The sequence below is a fragment of the Superficieibacter sp. 1612_C1 genome (assembly GCF_015234305.1).
In the GTDB taxonomy this organism is placed as follows: domain Bacteria; phylum Pseudomonadota; class Gammaproteobacteria; order Enterobacterales; family Enterobacteriaceae; genus Superficieibacter.
In genome coordinates this window covers 1,268,413-1,287,991 of sequence record NZ_JADGMI010000001.1, presented here as the reverse complement: position 1 = coordinate 1,287,991, position 19,579 = coordinate 1,268,413, and the positions used below count along the sequence as shown (strand labels likewise).

The 19,579-nt window shown below is 55.7% G+C and carries 18 protein-coding genes; 10 read left to right on the top strand and 8 right to left on the bottom strand.

The window, feature by feature from the left end:
- Nucleotides 1-99 precede the first annotated feature (99 nt).
- Nucleotides 100-1,023: a LysR substrate-binding domain-containing protein gene (locus INT84_RS06180; RefSeq protein WP_176920213.1), complete on the bottom strand. Its 924-nt coding sequence runs from the start codon at nucleotides 1,021-1,023 to the stop codon at nucleotides 100-102.
- A 323-nt stretch (nucleotides 1,024-1,346) separates the two neighbouring features.
- On the opposite strand from INT84_RS06180, the gene INT84_RS06175 reads away from it, so the two are divergent.
- The 3 genes from INT84_RS06175 to rimL all read left to right on the top strand — a co-directional run bounded on the left by INT84_RS06175 (nucleotide 1,347) and on the right by rimL (nucleotide 5,198).
- Nucleotides 1,347-2,690 (top strand): VOC family protein, encoded by a 1,344-nt coding sequence (locus INT84_RS06175; RefSeq protein WP_194206049.1) that lies wholly within the window; start codon nucleotides 1,347-1,349, stop codon nucleotides 2,688-2,690.
- A 225-nt stretch (nucleotides 2,691-2,915) separates the two neighbouring features.
- Nucleotides 2,916-4,571 (top strand): glucan biosynthesis protein D, encoded by a 1,656-nt coding sequence (locus INT84_RS06170; protein ID WP_194206048.1) that lies wholly within the window; start codon nucleotides 2,916-2,918, stop codon nucleotides 4,569-4,571.
- 72 nt (nucleotides 4,572-4,643) lie between these two features.
- Entirely contained in the window at nucleotides 4,644-5,198 is a 555-nt protein-coding gene (gene rimL, locus INT84_RS06165) for a 50S ribosomal protein L7/L12-serine acetyltransferase (RefSeq protein WP_194206047.1), read from the top strand.
- 3 nt (nucleotides 5,199-5,201) lie between these two features.
- Here rimL and ydcK read toward each other — a convergent pair whose 3' ends face one another.
- Nucleotides 5,202-6,182, bottom strand: a complete 981-nt coding sequence (gene ydcK / locus INT84_RS06160; protein WP_194206046.1) for a YdcK family protein — start codon at nucleotides 6,180-6,182, stop codon at nucleotides 5,202-5,204.
- A 115-nt stretch (nucleotides 6,183-6,297) separates the two neighbouring features.
- On the opposite strand from ydcK, the gene tehB reads away from it, so the two are divergent.
- Nucleotides 6,298-6,894 carry a tellurite resistance methyltransferase TehB gene (gene tehB / locus INT84_RS06155; RefSeq protein WP_194206045.1) on the top strand — a complete coding sequence of 199 codons (597 nt, stop codon included), beginning with the start codon at nucleotides 6,298-6,300 and terminating at the stop codon, nucleotides 6,892-6,894.
- Here tehB and pepT read toward each other — a convergent pair.
- Nucleotides 6,891-8,120 carry a peptidase T gene (gene pepT, locus INT84_RS06150; protein ID WP_194206044.1) on the bottom strand — a complete coding sequence of 410 codons (1,230 nt, stop codon included), beginning with the start codon at nucleotides 8,118-8,120 and terminating at the stop codon, nucleotides 6,891-6,893. The genes tehB and pepT overlap by 4 nt on opposite strands.
- A 118-nt stretch (nucleotides 8,121-8,238) precedes the next feature.
- Here pepT and INT84_RS06145 point away from each other — a divergent pair, with 118 nt between their 5' ends.
- The 3 genes from INT84_RS06145 to INT84_RS06135 all read left to right on the top strand — a co-directional run bounded on the left by INT84_RS06145 (nucleotide 8,239) and on the right by INT84_RS06135 (nucleotide 10,964).
- Nucleotides 8,239-9,831 (top strand): ABC transporter substrate-binding protein, encoded by a 1,593-nt coding sequence (locus tag INT84_RS06145; RefSeq protein WP_194206043.1) that lies wholly within the window; start codon nucleotides 8,239-8,241, stop codon nucleotides 9,829-9,831.
- A gap of 75 nt (nucleotides 9,832-9,906) precedes the next feature.
- Nucleotides 9,907-10,131: a hypothetical protein gene (locus tag INT84_RS06140; RefSeq protein ID WP_228065826.1), complete on the top strand. Its 225-nt coding sequence runs from the start codon at nucleotides 9,907-9,909 to the stop codon at nucleotides 10,129-10,131.
- Between the two features lie 167 nt (nucleotides 10,132-10,298).
- Nucleotides 10,299-10,964 carry a DUF3313 domain-containing protein gene (locus tag INT84_RS06135; protein ID WP_194206042.1) on the top strand — a complete coding sequence of 222 codons (666 nt, stop codon included), beginning with the start codon at nucleotides 10,299-10,301 and terminating at the stop codon, nucleotides 10,962-10,964.
- Between the two features lie 46 nt (nucleotides 10,965-11,010).
- Here INT84_RS06135 and INT84_RS06130 read toward each other — a convergent pair whose 3' ends face one another.
- Nucleotides 11,011-11,916 carry a DMT family transporter gene (locus INT84_RS06130; RefSeq protein WP_194206041.1) on the bottom strand — a complete coding sequence of 302 codons (906 nt, stop codon included), beginning with the start codon at nucleotides 11,914-11,916 and terminating at the stop codon, nucleotides 11,011-11,013.
- Nucleotides 11,917-12,100: 184 nt separating this feature from the next.
- Here INT84_RS06130 and INT84_RS06125 point away from each other — a divergent pair, with 184 nt between their 5' ends.
- Entirely contained in the window at nucleotides 12,101-12,973 is an 873-nt protein-coding gene (locus INT84_RS06125; RefSeq protein ID WP_194206040.1) for a helix-turn-helix domain-containing protein, read from the top strand.
- Here the strand turns inward: INT84_RS06125 and INT84_RS06120 are convergent.
- On the bottom strand, nucleotides 12,947-14,146 hold the full coding sequence (locus tag INT84_RS06120; protein ID WP_228065975.1) for a benzoate/H(+) symporter BenE family transporter: 1,200 nt from the start codon (nucleotides 14,144-14,146) through the stop codon (nucleotides 12,947-12,949). The genes INT84_RS06125 and INT84_RS06120 overlap by 27 nt on opposite strands.
- Before the next feature lie 62 nt (nucleotides 14,147-14,208).
- Between INT84_RS06120 and INT84_RS06115 the strand changes: the two genes are divergently transcribed.
- A complete protein-coding gene (locus INT84_RS06115; RefSeq protein WP_304949798.1) occupies nucleotides 14,209-14,745 on the top strand; it encodes a helix-turn-helix domain-containing protein in 537 nt (178 codons plus the stop codon).
- A gap of 71 nt (nucleotides 14,746-14,816) precedes the next feature.
- Nucleotides 14,817-16,781: a U32 family peptidase gene (locus tag INT84_RS06110; RefSeq protein WP_194206037.1), complete on the top strand. Its 1,965-nt coding sequence runs from the start codon at nucleotides 14,817-14,819 to the stop codon at nucleotides 16,779-16,781.
- A gap of 134 nt (nucleotides 16,782-16,915) precedes the next feature.
- On the opposite strand, the gene INT84_RS06105 is transcribed toward INT84_RS06110, so the two are convergent.
- The 3 genes from INT84_RS06105 to INT84_RS06095 are packed head-to-tail and all read right to left on the bottom strand — an operon-like array spanning nucleotide 16,916 to nucleotide 19,454.
- Nucleotides 16,916-17,044 (bottom strand): DUF2474 domain-containing protein, encoded by a 129-nt coding sequence (locus INT84_RS06105; RefSeq protein WP_176920185.1) that lies wholly within the window; start codon nucleotides 17,042-17,044, stop codon nucleotides 16,916-16,918.
- On the bottom strand, nucleotides 17,044-18,054 hold the full coding sequence (cydB, locus tag INT84_RS06100) for a cytochrome d ubiquinol oxidase subunit II (RefSeq protein WP_176920184.1): 1,011 nt from the start codon (nucleotides 18,052-18,054) through the stop codon (nucleotides 17,044-17,046). The genes INT84_RS06105 and cydB overlap by 1 nt, the downstream gene beginning before the upstream one ends.
- Entirely contained in the window at nucleotides 18,054-19,454 is a 1,401-nt protein-coding gene (locus INT84_RS06095) for a cytochrome ubiquinol oxidase subunit I (RefSeq protein ID WP_194206036.1), read from the bottom strand. The genes cydB and INT84_RS06095 overlap by 1 nt, the downstream gene beginning before the upstream one ends.
- Between the last annotated feature and the right edge of the window lie 125 nt (nucleotides 19,455-19,579).

The following is a 19,579-nucleotide window of genomic DNA, read 5'->3' as shown; positions in this document are numbered from 1 at the left end:
TTCGCCTTACCCAGCCTACAAAATCATCAATATCAAAAAGTTATTCACAGGCTGTAGAGACTCTACACTGACGGGTTGTACGGCGGAGCAGAAAGAATATTACTCCGGCAACGTTTTACGGATCGCACTCAGCAGTGTCTGTGCGCCGGGCGACAAATTCCCGTCAATCCGCGTTAAAATGCCGATAGGCTCGCCGGTTCCCTGCGTGGTCACGGGCAGCGCCACCAGGGTACCGACACGTAAATCATCCTTCACCGCACCGGACGGCACAAACCAGACGTAGTTATAATCTACCGTTAACTGGCGTGAAAGCGAGGCAGAGAGGGTCTCAATACAGCCAGCGGGCATTTTGCATCCCTGGCTGAGCAATAATTCTTCCGCATTCTGTCTTGGCGTGGTCCCTCGGGGAGTGACCACCACCGGCCATTCCAGCACGCGGCTAAAGGTAATATTTTCCTGGAGCAGCGGATGACCGGGACGGACCACCAGCTTCAGCGATTCAAGAAACAGCAGTTCGTAGTTCAGACCGCTCATCAGTTCAGGGTCGGACATCCGTCCCACGCCCAAATCAATTTCTCCCGACTTCAGCGCCGCCAGCAGCATCGGATTGCTCATGGTAGCAACCTGTAAGGTGATGTCTTTTTGCTGCTTATGAAATTGACCGATCACCGCCGGGAGGATCCCCAGCGCCGCGGTCGGCAGCGCACCGATACGCACAATATCATTACTCACGCCTTCCTTGCGGTTCAGCGATTGCCCGGCGGTATTCAGCGCGTCCAGCACCTTCATGGCATGAGTGAGAAACTGTTCGCCGACCAGGGTTAAATGTGCGCCGAGTCGCCCACGGTCGAAAAGCCGCACACCGGTCAATTGCTCAAGTTCATTGAGCGTTTTTGACAGTGCTGGCTGGCTGAGGTTGAGCGTTTCAGCCGCACGTCCCAGCGTCCCTTGTTGAGCGACGGCAACAAACGTGTGCAGGTGGCGCAACCGAATGCGCTGATTAAAAAGGCCATTTTTTTCCATAACCGGATGTTAAAAACAGAGCGCAACAGTGACAAGTAAAGTTATCTAATTTTGATAACTTGCTAGCAAAATTTCATTAACATTTTCATATTGGGGTTAATCAGTGAATTAGTCTAAAAATCAGTCGATTGTCAAAGGATGCCAACGAGCGAGGTTAATTTTAAGTGAAACCTCCGGCCATCTTTCATAAGCCTGGGTCATGTAAGAGGTAAATAATCAACCCGGAGAAGGAAGATCGGCAGCGATCACAAATCGCAAATTCTTCCCCCAGCTTTAGAAGCGCTTTTCTACACTCCAGAGAGTATTCACTGGAGGCAGACATCATGGCGAACACCATCACGGCTGATGAGATTCGGGAACAATTTTCGCAGGCTATGTCGGCAATGTACCAGCAGGAAGTGCCTCAGTACGGCACGTTACTGGAACTGGTGGCAGATGTGAATCTGGCGGTACTGGAAAATAATGCGGCGTTACATGAACAACTGGCGAACGCGGATGAGCTGGCACGATTAAACGTTGAGCGTCACGGCGCGATCCGCGTCGGTACGGCCAGGGAACTCAGCACGCTGCGGCGGATGTTCGCCATTATGGGGATGTTTCCCGTCAGCTATTATGACCTGTCGCAGGCGGGCGTTCCGGTGCATTCCACGGCATTTCGTCCGGTGGAGGATGCGGCGCTGGCGCGTAATCCGTTTCGTATTTTCACCTCATTACTGCGCCTTGAACTGATTGATGACCCGAAACTGCGGGAGCGGGCAGCGGCGACGCTTGCACTACGCGATATTTTCACGCCGCGCTGCCGGGCGCTGCTGGACCGATTCGACGAGCAGGGTGTTTTTACCCCGGCGGAAGGCGAGGAGTTTGTGCGCGAAGCGCTGGAAACGTTCCGCTGGCATCGGCACGCCACCGTTGATGAAGAGACCTATCATGCGCTTAATCAGGAGCACCGCCTGATTGCCGATGTAGTGTGTTTTCCCGGCTGCCATATCAACCATCTTACCCCGCGCACGCTGGATATCGATCGGGCACAGGCGCTGATGCCGGGTTGCGGTATCGAACCTAAAACCCTGATCGAAGGCCCACCGCGCCGCGAGGTGCCAATTTTACTCCGCCAGACCAGTTTCAAAGCGCTGGAGGAGCCGGTGTTGTTCGCCGGGAGCCATCAGGGAACCCACACCGCGCGCTTTGGCGAAATTGAGCAGCGCGGCGTGGCGTTAACGCCAAAAGGGCGCGAGCTATACGATCGGCTTCTTGGTGAAGCGGGAACGGGTAAAGACAATCTGACCCATCAACTGCATTTACAGGACGTCTTTAAACGCTTTCCCGATAGCGATATCTTCCTGCGCCGTCAGGGACTGGCCTATTACCGTTATCGACTGACGCCGTCAGGGGAGGCGCATCGTAACGCCATTCATCCCGGCGACGATCCACAGCCGCTGATTGAACGCGGCTGGGTCGTGGCGCAGCCTATTATTTATGAGGATTTTTTGCCGGTCAGCGCCGCCGGGATTTTTCAGTCGAACCTCGGCAACGAAACCCAGGCTCGCCGTCACGGCAACGCTTCGCGCCAGTCCTTTGAGCAGGCGCTGGGGTGTCCGGTTCTGGATGAGTTTACGCTTTATCAGCAGGCGGAAGATCGCAGTAAAAAGCGTTGCGGACTGCTGTGAAACACTTCTCCCCATTTAATAACAGAGATGGGGATTTTTCATACATAACTTTACCGATGATTCAGCCTGGTCTCATTGGCAGCTTGTTTTTTCCTCCTGACGCAGTTTTTCCGCCGTCAACAATTGGTTTATTAACGGATTTTGTCTAAAGTGGGCGCTTTCGGACGCGCTGCCGTCATCGGCATGGGCGGCTCCATTTGCTGACCAAAGGATGTTTTTCCAGGCATGAATCGCAGAAGATTTCTTAAAAATACAATGGCGGTCGCCGCCGTGTGTGGTACTTCCGGGATTTCGACGCTGTTCTCGCGGGCAGCCTTCGCGGAAGAGTCGGATATCGCCGACGGCCAGACCCGGCCTTTTGACTTTTCCGTTCTCCAGTCTACCGCCAGCGATCTGGCGAAGCAGCCCTGGGTCGGTGCACCGCGTCCGTTACCCAATACGCTGGCAACGCTGACCCCGCAGGCCTATAACAGCATTCAATATGATGCAGCGCACTCCCTGTGGAATAACGTCGAAGGGCGCAAACTGGACGTGCAGTTTTTCCACGTCGGGATGGGCTTCCGCCGCCGGGTGCGGATGTTTTCGCTGGATTCCGCGACGCAGCGAGCGCGGGAGATCCATTTCCGCCCGGAACTGTTCCAGTACAACGATGCGGGGGTTGATACCCGCCAGCTAGTCGGCCAGACCGATTTAGGCTTTGCCGGATTCCGCGCCTTTAAAGCTCCTGAGCTGGCGCGTCGCGACATCGTCTCCTTTCTCGGCGCGAGCTATTTCCGCGCGGTGGACAGCACTTACCAGTACGGCCTTTCCGCGCGAGGTCTGGCCGTCGACACCTTTACCGATACGCCGGAAGAGTTCCCTGATTTCACGTCATTCTGGTTTGAAACCGTCAAGCCGGGAGCGACCACATTTACGGTTTATGCGCTGCTGGACAGCGCCAGCGTGACCGGGGCGTATAAGTTCGTGATCCACTGCGAAGAGAGCCAGGTCATTATGGATGTGGAAAACCACGTCTATGCGCGTAAAGACATCAAGCAGCTTGGTATCGCCCCAATGACCAGTATGTTTAGCTGCGGCAATAACGAGCGCCGGATGTGCGACACTATCCATCCGCAAATCCACGACTCCGACCGCCTGGCGATGTGGCGCGGCAACGGCGAGTGGATCTGCCGTCCGCTCAACAATCCACAGAAATTGCAGTTCAATGCTTTCGTTGATAACAACCCGAAGGGCTTTGGACTGTTACAGCTCGATCGTGATTTCACCCACTATCAGGATGTGATGGGCTGGTACAACAAACGTCCAAGCCTGTGGGTTGAACCGCGCAGCAAATGGGGGAAAGGGGCCGTCAGCCTGATGGAGATCCCGACCACCGGCGAAACGCTGGATAACATTGTCTGCTTCTGGCAACCGGAGAAAGCGATCCGCGCCGGTGATGCGCTGGACTTCAAATACCGTCTCTACTGGAGCGCTCAGCCGCCGGTTCGCTCACCACTGGCCCGCGTGATGGCGACGCGTACTGGTATGGGGTCGTTCCCGGAAGGATGGGCACCGGGCGAACATTTCCCGGAAAAATGGTCGCGCCGCTTTGCTATTGATTTTGTCGGCGGCGACCTGAAAGCCGCCGCACCGAAAGGCATTGAACCAGTGATCACGCTCTCCAGCGGCGAGGCGAAACAGGTCGAGGTTCTCTACGTCGAACCTTTCGACGGCTACCGTATCCTGTTTGACTGGTATCCAACGTCCGACGCCACCGATCCGGTAGAAATGCGCCTGTTCCTGCGCTGTCAAGGGGATGCGATCAGCGAAACCTGGCTGTATCAGTATTTCCCTCCGGCGGTGGATAAACGTAACTACGTTGACGACCGCGTCATGCGCTAAAACTGTACTTGCCGGACGGCGTCATACTGTCCGGCTTCTTGCATCGCCGTAAATGCTATCAAGAGGTTCTCGATGACTGCGTCAACTGACCTGCAAATTGACATGATCCCGGTTAACGACGCCATTACTCTGCGCGCGGTGGATGACGTTTTCGTCACGCCGTTGTATCAGTTAACGCAGAAAAACAGGGACTGGCTACAGCAAAGCCTGAACTGGCCGCAGTTTGTCAATGACGAGGAGGATACGCGGAAAAATGTGCAGGGCAACGTGATGCTGCACCAGCGAGGCTACGCCAAAATGTATCTGGTTTTTTATCATCAGGCGCTGGTCGGCGTGCTCTCGTTTAATCTGATCGAACCGCTAAATAAAACCGCTTATATCGGCTACTGGCTGGACGAGGAGGCGCAGGGAAAGGGGATTGTGTCGCAGGCGCTTCAGGCGCTGATGCAGCACTATGTCAACCGTGGCGAGCTTCGCCGCTTCGTCATTAAATGTCGCGTCGGTAATGTCAGAAGTAATCAACTAGCCTTGCGTAACGGCTTCGCGCTGGAAGGCTGTCTGAAGCAGGCAGAATTTCTCAACGGCGCATATGAAGATCAGAATATCTACGCGCGTATTTTTGAGTGAATCTCAAAGTAGACCGGCCAGCGGCGTGCGGGTCACCCGCTGCGCGCCGTTGATGACTTTATGATCGCGCAGTTGCAGTACGTCGCCTTCAGCGGCCTCAATCACCGCATCGTCGGTGAGCTCAATAAAATGCTCGATAATGACGTCGCCGCTCACGCGGGCGCGCCCCTGGATCACCACATTATCGTCGATGAGGATAGGGCCGCCCCGTAGCCAGGCCTCACCGCCAACCAGCACATGATGCTTCAATACGCAGTTCCCCTCGACTAACGCATTCTCTGCCACCTGCGAGCTGTAGCGCAGCGTCGGGATCGCATCCTCTTCCGTCCCGGCAATCAACCGCGCGTGGCCGTACACTTTGGCGCAGTCGCACACCCAGACGTTGTTTTCTTCATTGCCTTCCAGCAGGGCGAAATCAAACACTTCGGCGCGGTGCTCAATAAAGGCGTATTTCACGATGGCGTCACCGTAAATCTGCGCCTGATGGACAACGCGCGATGCGGTGACGGTGGCGCGGTCGTAGATTTGCAGCAGCTGGTCGCGTTCCCGCGTCAGCCCGCGAACCGCAATAATTTCGCTGTGGTGTAAAATCCGTGCCTCGCCGCTAATCAGGCATTCACCGCGCACGGAAGAGTGCTGAATAGTGACGTTGTCACGTATAACCGCCCGCTGACTCACCTCCGCCGCGTCCAGCCAGGCGTTATCTTTCACCACTGCACCATGACTGACCACACAGCACTGGGTCAGCCGGGCGTTGCCTTCAATTCGCGCCCCGGCGAATACCGCGCTGTTAACGTCGTAGATCCAGCAGTCGCCTGACTGGCTGAGCGCTGCTTCGCTGTCTATCCAGCCGCCCTCGCTGCCCGTTACCACATCCGCAAAATCTTTCAGCGCGATAATCTGATATAGCGTCACACGATAGGTTTCCCCGTCTTCCTGCCAGCTATAAACCCGCGTTTCCTCGCTCAGGCGGTATTTTTGCATGCTTCTCTCCCGGTTCACCTTAGATAAAGGTAGCAGAGGTTATAGCGCTGGCTATTAAGAACGGATTTTCTTAAAATTCATCAAAAATACATCTTATAAAAGTGCAGGAAAAAACATGAACGTACGCGATGAAAATTACTTCACTGAAAAATATGGTTTGACCCGAACTCACTCAGACGTCGTTGAAGCCGCCACCCATATGTCGCCAGGCAAAACGCTGGATCTGGGTTGCGGTAATGGCCGCAACAGCCTGTGGCTGGCAGCAAACGGCTATGACGTTACTGCCTGGGATCGTAATCCGATGAGCATTAAAAATCTGGAGACCATTCGGGCGGCGGAGGGGCTGGAAAATCTGCGCACCGGTATTCAGGATCTGAACACTCTGCGGTTTGACGGCGAATACGATTTTATTCTCTCCACCGTCGTCATGATGTTCCTTGAAGCGGAGACCATTCCGGGCCTGATCGCCAATATGCAGCGCTGCACCGTGCCCGGCGGCTATAACCTGATCGTGGCGGCGATGGATACCGACGATTATCCCTGTACCGTTGGTTTTCCGTTTGCCTTTAAGCGCGGCGAACTCCGCGATTATTATACCGGCTGGGAGCTGGTGAAATATAATGAAGACGTCGGTGAGCTGCACCGCACCGACGCCGAGGGTAATCGCATCAAGCTGCGTTTTGCCACTATGCTGGCGCGTAAAGGCGCTTAACGGGCGGCCAGCAAACAGAGTTGCAGCGCAACGTTATAAGAAGCCTCGAAAGATTTCAGCGGCAAAAACTCAAACTTCGAGTGGAAGTTATGCGCGCCGGTGAAAAAGTTCGGGGTCAGCAATCCCTTTGCAGAAAGCGCAGCCCCGTCGGTGCCGCCGCGCATCGGCGTCGGTTTTGCGGGAATGCCGAGGGTTTGCATGGCCTCAAAGATCAGATCCACGGCCCGGCGGTCTTCGCCAATCGCGTTGCTGATATTGCTGTAGATATCGCTGATCGTGTATTCCACCTTTGCAGTGGGGTAACGGTCACCTATTTTGTGTGCCACCTCAGCGATCTGCTGCTTGCGCCGCTCAAAGCTGGCAAGGTCGAAATCGCGAATGCTCGCCTGTAGTACCGCATAACTTTGCACCGCTTCCATACCGTTAAACCAGACGTAACCTTCGCGATCGGCGGTATGCTCCGGCGTCTGCTGGCGATCGAATTCGTTAATAAAATCGCAGGCCATCAGCAGCGGGTTGACCAGCACGCCCTTCGCCGACATCGGATGCGCCGTCACGCCGGTAAAACGGATCTCGGCGGACGCGGCGTTAAAGTTCTCATACACAATCTCACCCAGTTCGCAGCAGTCGATGGTCCAGGCAAAATCCACCGCAAAGCGTTGCAGATCCAGCGCTTTCGCGCCGCGTAAACCCACTTCTTCATCGGGTACGAACGCCACCACGATATCGCCGTACCGATGTTCGGCGGTCAGGTTTTCCAGCAGGGTCATCACTACTGTCACCGCCGCTTTATTATCCGCGCCCAGCACGCTGGTGCCGTCGCTGAAAATGATCTCCTCGCCCGGATAAGCCTGAATTTCCGGATGCTCACTCACCCGCAGCCAGATATCTTTCTCAGCGTTCAGGCAGAGATCTTCACCAGTAAAACGCAGGATCTGTGGATGAATATCCGGCGACAGTCCGACGTCGACGGTATCGATATGGGTAATGAAGCCAACGCGCGGCGCACCGGGCACGTTGCCTTTTTTCACTGCGGTCACCGTAGCATGTTCATCAATGACGATATCGTCCAGTCCAAACTGCGCCAGTTCGCTCGCCAGCGCCCGCGCCATCTCGTGTTGCCCCGGGGTGGTAGGCAGGGTAGTCGCCGCAGGATCGCTCTGGCTGCTGATGGCAAGATAGCGGAAGAAGCGTTGGGTTAATTGACTGGCTAGCGGCGAAGACATGGTGTTTCCTTCTTTATTTATGTTATCAGGTGCTTGCAAGGCGTTTTTAATGTTATCTATGAGTCAGCAAACGACATGTACGTCATCCGCCTCTGGCTCAAGAAAACAGGAAAAAGTGATGAAAAGCAAATTCTCTACCCTTGCTCTGGCGCTGGCCGCACTGACGGTAAGTTCAACCGTGGCGGCGAAAACGCTGGTGTATTGCTCGGAAGGATCGCCGGAAAACTTTAACCCGCAGCTCTATACCTCCGGCACCAGCGTGGATGCCAGCGCCGTCCCGGTGTATAACCGGCTGGTGGATTTTAAAGTCGGCACCACGGAGCTGGAGCCGAGCCTGGCGGAACGCTGGGACGTCAGCGAGGATGGCAAAACCTATACCTTCCATCTGCGCAAAGGCGTGAAGTTCCAGAGCAATAAATATTTCAAGCCGACGCGGGACTTTAACGCCGATGACGTGATCTTCTCGTTTATGCGCCAGAAAGATCCCAACAATCCGTACCATAAGGTTTCTGGCGGCACCTATTCCAACTTTGAAAGCCTCGAGTTTGGCACGCTCATTACCAGTATTGATAAAGTGGACGACTACACGGTTCGCTTTAATCTCGCTCATCCGGAAGCGCCATTTGTTGCCGATCTGGGCTGGTATTTTGCTTCCATCCTCTCCGCCGAATATGCCGACGCCATGCTGAAAGCGGGAACCCCTGAGCGCGTGGATATGCAGCCGGTCGGCACCGGGCCATTTAAGCTGACGCAGTATCAGAAGGATTCGCGCATTCTTTTCACCGCGTTCCCGGAATACTGGGGCGGCAAAGCAAAACTGGATCGGCTGGTGTTTAGCATCACACCGGATGCCTCAGTACGCTTCGCTAAACTGGAGAAAAACGAGTGTCAGGTGATGCCATTCCCCAATCCTGCCGATCTGCCGCGGATGAAAGAAAATAAGGACCTGAACCTGATGAGTAAAGCGGGGCTGAACACCGGTTTCCTCGCCTTTAACACCCAGAAAGCGCCGCTGGATAACGTCAAAGTACGACAGGCGCTGGCGCTGGCCATCAATAAGCCCGCAATCATTGAAGCGGTATTCCACGGCACCGGCACGGCGGCTAAAAATCTGCTGCCGCCGGGGGTATGGAGCGCCGATAGCGATCTGAAAGATTACGATTACGATCCGGAAAAAGCGAAAGCGCTGCTGAAAGAGGCCGGTTTAGCGAACGGCACCACTATCGATTTGTGGGCCATGCCGGTTCAGCGTCCCTATAATCCGAACGCCAAACGCATGGCGGAGATGATCCAAGCCGACTGGGCGAAAGTGGGCGTACAGGCCAAAATTGTGACCTACGAATGGGGCGAATACCTGAAGCGCGTGAAGAGCGGGGAGCACCAGGCGGCGTTGATGGGCTGGACCACCGCCACCGGCGATCCGGACAATTTCTTCGGCCCGCTGTTTACCTGCACCTCAGCGGATGGCGGCTCTAACTCGGCGAAGTGGTGCTATAAGCCGTTTGACAAGCTGATTGCCGATGCAAAAGTCATTACCGACCAGGACAAACGCACCGCGCTGTACAAACAGGCGCAGCAGATGATGCACGATCAGATGCCTGCGGTGATGATTGCCCACTCCACGATTTTCGAGCCGGTGCGCAAAGAGGTGACGGGCTACGAAATCGACCCGTTTGGTAAACACATTTTTTATCAGGTAGATATGAAGTAATACCTGCGCCAGGTTCGCCCGGACCTGGCGCGGCAGATTGACGGTGAGGCGGTTAACGCGCTGGGCGAGGCGATTATGCGGGCCAAACGAATATTTGTTGCCGGGGCCGGGCGTTCCGGTTTTGCGGCGCGAGCCTTTTCCAACCGCCTGATGCACCTGGGCTTTAGCGTCTGGTTCGTTGGCGAACCGACCACGCCATCGTTGAGCTGGCTTATTTATGACAGCGTGGTGATCGCATTGAAGGAGAAAACGGCGCAGACCGACGCGCAGATGTTCAGTCGACACGCCAATCTTGAGTAGTAAGTCCGTATCAACCGGGTAAAACGTGTCTCCTGCCTGAGTTTTGGGGCAGGAGACTTTTTGCTTTAGCCCCAGATTTTCCGCCTCCAGCACCTTTTTTGTCACAACTATTTCTTGCCTTTTTGCTATAACTTAACATGTTGAATAATCAATTCAGGGACATATTCATGCGTACTCAAGCTCTTTTTAAAGTCGCTGCCCTTTGCGGCCTGCTGGCGTTAACCGGCTGTGCATCGAAAGTGACGCAGCCCGAGAAGTATTCCGGCTTTTTGAAAGACTACTCTGGCCTCCAGGAAACCACTTCGGCAACCGGGAAACCCATTTTACGCTGGGTTGCGTCGGATTTTAATGCGGCGAATTACGACAGCATTGATTACCGTCCGGTCACTTATTATCCAATTCCTAAACCGACGACGCAGGTGGGTAAAGAAGTTCTGGATGGGCTGCTGACCTATACCAATACGAAATTAAAAGCGGCGGCGGCAGAGCGTAAACCACTGGTGATGACTCCGGGGCCACATACCCTGATTTTCCGCGGTGCGATCACCGGTGTGAACACCAGCAAAGAAGGGCTGCAATTCTATGAGGTGATCCCGGTGGCGCTGGTGGTGGCGGGAACGCAAATGGCAACGGGACACCGTACTATGGATACGCACCTCTATTTCGAAGGCGAGCTGATTGACGCTGCCACCAACAAGCCGGTAGTAAGAGTGGTACGTATGGGCGAGGGTGAAAGCCTGAGCAATGAAAATACGCCAATGACCGCCGATACGTTAAAACAGGTTGTCGACGATCTGGCGACCGACGCCACGATGTTTGACATCACAAAATAAAGTGGAAAAACCCGGCTATGCATGATGCCGGGTTTTTTTAGCGGTTTCAGGCGTGACGTTGTAACTTCCTAATGCCTGCGATGCGCACGGGCCTGGCGAACATCACCAGATTGCCGGTAAGGATTAACCCTAATCCCAGCACTGCATTCAGATGCCAAACATAGCCTTCATAGAACGTGGAGAGGGTCAGCGCCACCAGCGGGAAAAGCAGTGTGCTGTAAGCCGCGTTCCCGGCCCCGATGCGGCCCACCAGCGTAAAGTACGCGCCGAAGGCAATCACCGAACCGAATATGGCCAGATAAAGCATCGCGCCGAGATAGCTCACCGTCCAGTCAGGGGTAAAGTCGTCCCCGCGTAATAACGCGATGGTTCCCATGATCAGCGTGCCCCACAACATTGCCCAGGTGTTTGTGGTCATTGTCTCCAGCCCGTTACGTTGATGGCGCAGGCTTATCATATTGCCCAGCGAAAAGCCCCAGGTCCCCAGCAGGGAAAGGCCCGCGCCGAAAAGCAGAGTGCAGCTCACGCCCGTCGCCATCAGATCCTGCCAGAAGAGGGTAACGATCCCGCCCATCCCCAGAATGGCGGCAATGTAAAAGCGGCGCGACGGCTTCTGTCCAAAAAACAAAAAGCTATTAAGGGCGTTAAACAGCACTGCCATAGAGAAAATAACTGATTCAAGGCCGGTATTGATCCACGCGGCGGCGGTATAAAAACACCAGAAGTTAAAGCCGAAAACGCAGCAGCCCTGAAGCACGCAGAAAAGGTGATCCCGCAGGGCCAACCTGCGCAGTCGGCGGCTCAGACCTAAAACAATGAGCAGCGTCAGGCTGGCGACGGCGAAGCGCCAGAAAATCGATACCGGCGCGGGAACATCACCCTGTTGAAGAAAAATAGCGATCCAGGTCGTGCCCCAGATCGCCACTACCAGGCCGTAAAGCAGTGCGTTCATACGTGGTTCTCTGTTATGTTGAATGCACGCAGTATGCGCCTTACCCGGCGCGTCAGCTTGCAGCGGGCTGCGGGAGACTTGCAAATTCTTGCGCTTTTTTAACGCTGGATGGTGCTCAGGTCTGGTATCTCAGAAAGCCTGTCCATAGACTGAAATAATGATCCCCCACAGGTGATGTAACGCGATGGCAGAAACCTACGGCGCATTTGAAAATCTGCGAAATCATAAAGCCGTATTACACGATACCGTAGCGCTGAATTCCGGTATCCGGCTGGCGGCATGGTCGAATAAACGCGATAACATCACGCAATATTGTGACCATCATACGCTGAGCCTGTATGTCGCTGACGGCTATGAGAGCTACCATAAAACGGCAGGCGGCTGGAAAAACGGCGGCGGCCCGGATCGGTTTTGTCTGATGCCGAAAGAGAGCGAGTCAAGCTGGGATATCCGCGATGACCTGTCGTTTGTGCATCTTTACTGTACCGATGCCCATCTGCGTGATATTGGCGAGAAGGTCTGGGATCGGAGTCCGCACTCCCTGACGCTGGATGAAAAAACCTTTGGCAGCGATGCGCAGATCACAACCGTCTATCGGCAGTTTTTGCTCGGTAACAGCTGGCGCGAGCAGGCCAATCAGATGACGCTCAGCACCGCCTCAACGCTGCTGCTGACGCATTTAATTCGCCACTACAGCAACGTACAGTGGCAGTTGCCCACGGTGAAAGGTGGCCTGGCCCCCTCGGTATTACGCAACGTGTTAGCCTGGATCGACGCCAACCTGTCGCAACCGCTGACGCTCAACGACCTGGCGGGCATCGCCTCCCTGAGTGAATACCATTTTGCGCGGATGTTCCGTCAGTCGATGCAGATGGCACCTTATCAATATGTGATGCAGCGGCGAATGGAGCGGGCGCTTCAACTGGTGCGGCATTCAACGACGCCGCTTACCGATATCGCGCTGGCCTGTGGGTTCAGCTCGGCCAGCCATTTCAGCAACCGCTTTAAAAGCGCGATCGGCATGACGCCGTCACAGCTCCGCGCGTCGCAGGCGTGACGTCAGCGCCCTGTACGCGCCTCCCAGGATTAACCCCCAGAAGGCGGAGCCAACGCCGAAAAGCGTAATGCCGCTGGCCGTCAGCAGAAAGGTGAGCATCGCCGCATCACGCTCGCGTTCGTGGATCAGCGCCTGGTGTAAACTCCCGCTAAGCGTGTTGAAGAGCGCCAGCCCCGCCAGCATCTGAACCCAGCTTGTCGGCAATGCGGCAATCAGCGCGGTGATCGAACCGCCGAGGATGCCCGCCAGCAGATAGAAACCCCCGGCAGCAGCAGCGGCCAGCCAGCGCTTATTTTTATCCGGATGGGCGTCCGGGCTCTGGCATATCGCGGCGGTGATGGCGGCGATGCAGATAGAATAGACGCCGAAAGGCGACAGCAGCAGCGCCAACCCGCCGGTAAATATCATCAACGGAGAGACGGCGACGGGGTATCCCGCGGTCTGCATCGTGGCGACGCCCGGCGCGTTTTGCGAGGCCATCGTCACCAGAAACAGCGGCAGGCCAATGCTCACCAGCGCGGATGGGGTAAATTGCGGCATAATAAATGTCGGCATCACAAGCGCGATGGGTAAGTTTTTTGTGACAATGTCACCTTTTAGGATGACAATGATAAGGCCGACGACGAGTGTGGCGATAATGGCATAGCGTGGCGCAATAAGGCGCACGCTGCACCAGGCAAGAAACATACTGCCGCACAACACGATATTTTGCGGCAGCGGTGTAAACATCTGCAACCCAAAGCGCAACAGAATGCCTGCCAGCATCGCTGCCGCCAGCCCCGGCGGCACAATCTTCATCAGACGGGCGAACAGTCCGGTAAGGCCGCAGAGCAGGATCAGCGCGTTGGCAAAGATAAAAATGCCCACCGCCTCGTTCAGTGAAACGCCCTCCAGGCTGGTGGCGAGAAGCGCTGCCCCGGGCGTTGACCAGGCGGTAAGTACCGGCGTTTTATACCAGAGTGTCAGCGCCAGCGTGCTTATCCCCATGCCTATGCCCAGCGCGGTCATCCAGCCAGCGATCTGCACATCGTTAGCGCCAGCGGCAGCGGCGGCCTGCCAGATAATTGCCGCCGAGCTGGCATAGCCAACAAGGACTGCCACGAACCCCGCCAGTAGCGGATGAAAAGAGAATGACAAACTGCGCATAGCTGCCTCGTGCGTTATAACGTCCAGAAAATCTAACACTGTGCGCTATAGCGGACAAGTGCTAAACTGGCGGCTTCACAGGAGAGATGATGGATATTGCAGATTATCTGGCGACAACTTTAAAAAACCTGCGCCAGCAGCGGGGCTGGAGCCTTTCACGTCTCGCGGAAGAAACGGGCGTCTCGAAAGCGATGCTCGGTCAAATTGAACGTCATGAATCCAGTCCGACGGTGGCTACCCTGTGGAAAATCGCCACCGGGCTGAACGTGCCGTTTTCGGTATTTATCGTGCCTGAACAGGCTGACCCACGCCCCGTTTACGATCCGCAGCAGCAGGCGATGGTGATCACGCCGCTCTTTCCCTTCGATGAGGTGCTGCGCTTCGATCATCTGTCAATCACGCTTGCGCCCGGCGCGTTCAGCGAATCCACGCCGCATGAAAAAGGGGTCATTGAGCATGTGGTGGTGATCAGCGGCGTTTTAGAGATGCGCATTGACGAAAGGTGGCAGACCATTACCGCTAACCACGGCATCCGCTTCGCGGGCGACCAGACGCACGCTTACCGCAACAGCACGGAGGAAACGGTACTGTTTCACTCGCTCATCCATTACGCGCCAACGCCGTAAAAACCGTTTCGAAACTGTGGGCTTCTGACTACAATAGCCGTCCTTTTCTTTTTCCGGATAACGACGATTGTATGCGCCTGCAACCTCATCATCTTGAACTGTTAAGTCCTGCCCGCGATACCGCTATCGCCCGCGAGGCGATTCTGCACGGCGCGGACGCCGTTTATATTGGCGGCCCCGGTTTTGGCGCGCGACACAATGCCAGCAATTCGCTTCGCGATATCGCTGAACTGGTGCCCTTTGCCCATCGTTACGGCGCGAAAATCTTCGTGACGCTTAATACCATCCTTCATGATAATGAGCTGGAACCAGCGCAAAAGCTGATCACCGATCTCTATCAGACCGGCGTGGACGCGCTGATTGTGCAGGATATGGGCATTCTGGAGCTGGATATCCCGCCGATTGAGCTTCATGCCAGCACCCAGTGCGATATTCGCAGCGTGGAAAAGGCGAAATTTCTCGGCGATGTTGGTTTCAGTCAGATCGTGCTTGCCCGCGAGCTTAACCTGACGCAAATCAGCGCCATCCACCAGGCCACCGACGCCACCATTGAGTTCTTCGTTCACGGCGCGCTGTGCGTAGCCTATTCCGGCCAGTGCTATATCTCTCATGCCCAGACCGGGCGCAGCGCCAACCGCGGCGACTGCTCGCAGGCCTGCCGTTTGCCGTACACCTTGAAGGACGATCAGGGGCGGGTTGTCGCCTATGAAAAGCATCTGTTATCGATGAAAGACAACGATCAGACCGCCAACCTGGCGGCGCTGATTGACGCGGGCGTGCGCTCCTTCAAGATTGAAGGTCGCTATAAAGATATGAGCTACGTAAAGAATATTACGGCTCATTACCGGCAGATGCTGGATGCCATTATTGAGGCGCGCGGCGATCTGGCACGCGCATCGGCAGGGCGCACGGAACATTTCTTCATTCCGTCCACCGAGAAAACCTTTCACCGCGGCAGTACCGATTACTTCGTCAACCAGCGCAAAGGCGACATCGGCGCGTTTGATTCGCCCAAATTTATCGGACTGCCGGTGGGAGAGGTATTGAAGGTCGCCAGAGATCATCTGGATGTTGACGCGACCGTGCCGCTGGCGAACGGCGACGGTCTTAACGTGATGATTAAGCGCGAGGTCGTCGGATTCCGGGCGAATACTGTGGAAAAGCTGACGGAAAATCGCTATCGCGTCTGGCCGAATGAGATGCCCGCGCAGATGCAGACCCTGCGCGCGCACCATCCGCTTAATCGTAACCTCGATCATCACTGGCAGCAGGCGCTGTTAAAGACCTCCAGCGAGCGACGCATTGCGGTGGATATCGAACTCGGCGGCTGGCAGGAACAGCTTATTTTAACCCTGACCAGCGAGGATGGCGTCAGCGTGACGCATACGCTTGAAGGGCTGTTCGGAGAGGCTAACAACGCGGAGAAAGCCCTCGCCAGCCTGCATGACGGCCTGGCGAAGCTCGGGCAAACGCGCTACTACGCGCAGAACGTCGCCGTCAACTTGCCGGGGGCGTTATTTGTGCCAGCAAGCCAGCTCAACCAGCTACGCCGCGAAACGGTGGAGTTGCTGGACGAGGCGCGGCTGGCGAGATACCAGCGCGGGCAGCGAAAAGCGGTGGCGCAGCCTGCGCCGGTTTATCCAGAAACGCATCTGAGCTTTCTGGCGAACGTCTATAACCATAAAGCGCGGGCGTTCTACCAGCGCTATGGGGTGACGTTGATCGACGCGGCGTATGAAGCGCATGAAGAGAAGGGCGACGTGCCGGTGATGATCACCAAACATTGTCTGCGGTTTGCCTTTAATCTGTGTCCGAAACAGGCAAAAGGCGTGACCGGCGTTAAAGGCGGGCGCGCCACGCCGATGCAGCTGGTGCATGGCGATGAGGTATTAACCCTGCGTTTTGACTGTAAGCCGTGCGAGATGCATGTGGTGGGTAAGATTAAAAATCACATCCTGAAAATGCCGCTGGTGGGCAGTGTGGTGGCGTCGGTCAGTCCCGAAGAACTGGTGAAAACGCTGCCAGGGCGAAAATAATCCAGGCCCGCGCCGCGTTGCCCGGTGGCGCTGCGCTTACCGGGCCTGTGATTATTGTATAACTTATTGATATTGTGGGTTTTGTAGGCCGGGTAAGGCGAAGCCGCCACCCGGGGCCACCGTGTTGCCCCGCCTCAATGCGACTTAAACCCCGCAGCGGTCATCAGCAGGCGGAAAAACATACCGACCACGGCGAGCGCCAGCACGCTGCCGCCCCAGATCACTACCAGCCAGAACAGGCGTTTTAATAACGGTTGTTGCATCAATGGTACCCCTCGCCGTGCTGTACTTTTCCGCGGAACACGTAATAACTCCAGAACGTATACACCAGGATCACCGGAATAATCAGCAGCGCGCCGACCAGCATAAAGCCCTGACTTTGCGGCGGTGCCGCTGCCTGCCAGAGCGTAATGGACGGCGGAATAATATGCGGCCAGATGCTGATACCCAACCCGCTAAAGCCGAGGAACACCAGCCCCAGCGTCAGCAAAAAAGGCCGGGTGTGGCTGTGCGGATTATTCAGACAGCGCCATTGCCAGAAACTGAACAGCAGCACCAGCAGCGGCACCGGCAGCAGGAAGAACAGGTTTGGCAACGTAAACCAGCGATCGGCAATGGCGGGATGCGTCAGCGGTGTCCATGCGCTGATCACCGCAATCACCACCAGCAGCGCCAGCAGCAGTTTTTTCCCGACGTAGCGCATCCGGTCCTGAAGAGGGTTGCTGCTTTTCATCACCAGCCAGGTTGCGCCGAGCAGCGCGTAGGCCACAACCAGCCCCAGACCGCAGAACAGGTTAAACGGCGTCAGCCAGTCCAGCGCGCCGCCGCTGTAGCTGCGTCCGGTCACCTGGAAACCATTGATCACCGCGCCCACCGCCACGCCCTGACTAAAAGTGGCTAATATGGAGCCGCCGATAAAGGCTTTATCCCAGAAAGGCCGATGTGATGGCGTTGCTTTAAAACGAAACTCAAACGCCACGCCGCGAAAAATCAGGCCAATCAGCATCAGCGTCAGTGGCAGAGTGAGTGCGTCAATAATCACCGCATACGCCAGCGGAAACGCGCCAAAAAGCCCCGCGCCGCCGAGCACCAGCCAGGTTTCATTCCCGTCCCACACCGGAGCGACAGTGTTGACCATCACATCGCGATCTTGCGCACTGCGGACGGCAGGAAACAGAATGCCAATCCCCAGATCGAAGCCGTCCATCACGATATACATCAGGGTGGCAAAGACGATAATCACAAACCAGATAATAGAGAGATCGATACCCATTATACTTTCTCCTTCGTATCAAACTCTTCACCCGCCGCTGATAGCGGACGGGCAGGTGTGCCCTGCGTCGGAAGCTCGTCAAACGGCTGGGGCCCTTTCTTGATCATACTGCCGATATAGGCGTAACCGACGCCAAACACCGATGAGTAGACTACAAAGAATGCCAGCAGCGTCAGGCTCATGTGCAGTTCACCATGCGCGGATACGGCATCGATAGTGCGCTGGAAACCGTAAACCACCCACGGCTGTCGCCCCACCTCGGTGGTGATCCACCCGGCGAGCAGGGCAATCAAACCCGCAGGCCCCATCCAGAGCGCAAAACGATGGAAGATTCTGGACTCGTAAAGCCGGCGTTTATAACGCAGCCAGAGCGACAGCACGCCAAGCAGCATCATCAGCAGGCCCATCGCCACCATCACGCGGAACGACCAGAAAACGATTGTCGAATTCGGGCGATCCTCTTTCGGGTAATCTTTCAGCGCCGGAACCTGCTTATCCAGGCTGTGCGTCAGGATCAGACTTCCCAGCGCCGGGATCTCCACGCCATAGCGGGTGCGCTCCTGTTCCATATCCGGCAGGCCGAACAGCAGCAGCGGGGTGGCCTCGCCGGAACGGTTCTCCCAGTGTCCTTCTATCGCGGCAATTTTAGCGGGCTGATGTTCAAGCGTATTGAGGCCGTGCATATCGCCAATCAGCGCCTGAATGGGCGCGACGATCAGCGCCATCCACAGCGCCATCGAAAACATGGTGCGGACGGCGGGGGTATTATTGCCCTTCAACAGATGCCAGGCGGCGGACGCGCCGACAAACAGGGCGCTGCTCAGAAAGGCCGCGATGGTCATATGCAGCAGGCGATACGGGAAGGAGGGGTTAAAAATCACCGCAAACCAGTCCACGGGAATAACCTGGCCGTTAACGATTTCAAACCCCTGTGGCGTATGCATCCAGCTATTCGAAGCGAGGATCCAGAAGGTCGAGACAATCGTTCCCAGTGCCACCATGCAGGTAGAGAAGAAATGTAGCCCCGGACCGACTTTGGTCCAGCCAAACAGCATCACGCCGAGAAAGCCGGCTTCGAGGAAGAAGGCGGTCAGCACCTCATACGTCAACAGTGGCCCGGTAATGCTGCCCGCAAACTGGGAAAAACCGCTCCAGTTAGTACCGAATTGATAGGCCATCACCAGACCGGAAACCACGCCCATACCGAAATTGACGGCGAAAATTTTCAGCCAGAAATGATACAGAATGCGCCAGACCGGATTTTTAGTTTTAAGCCATAACCCCTCGAGCACCGCCAGATAGCTGGCAAGGCCGATAGTGATGGCCGGGAAAAGAATATGAAAGGATACCGTAAAGGCAAACTGGATCCTCGCGAGGTGAAACGCATCGAGACCAAACATGGACTACCCCGAAACAGAATAACGATGATCATAGGGTAGTCACTGCAAGCGGTAACTGTCAGACACAGATGCGTTCTTTTTATCTATAACAGTTGCTACAAATGCTTTATTTTCCTGCAACTGAT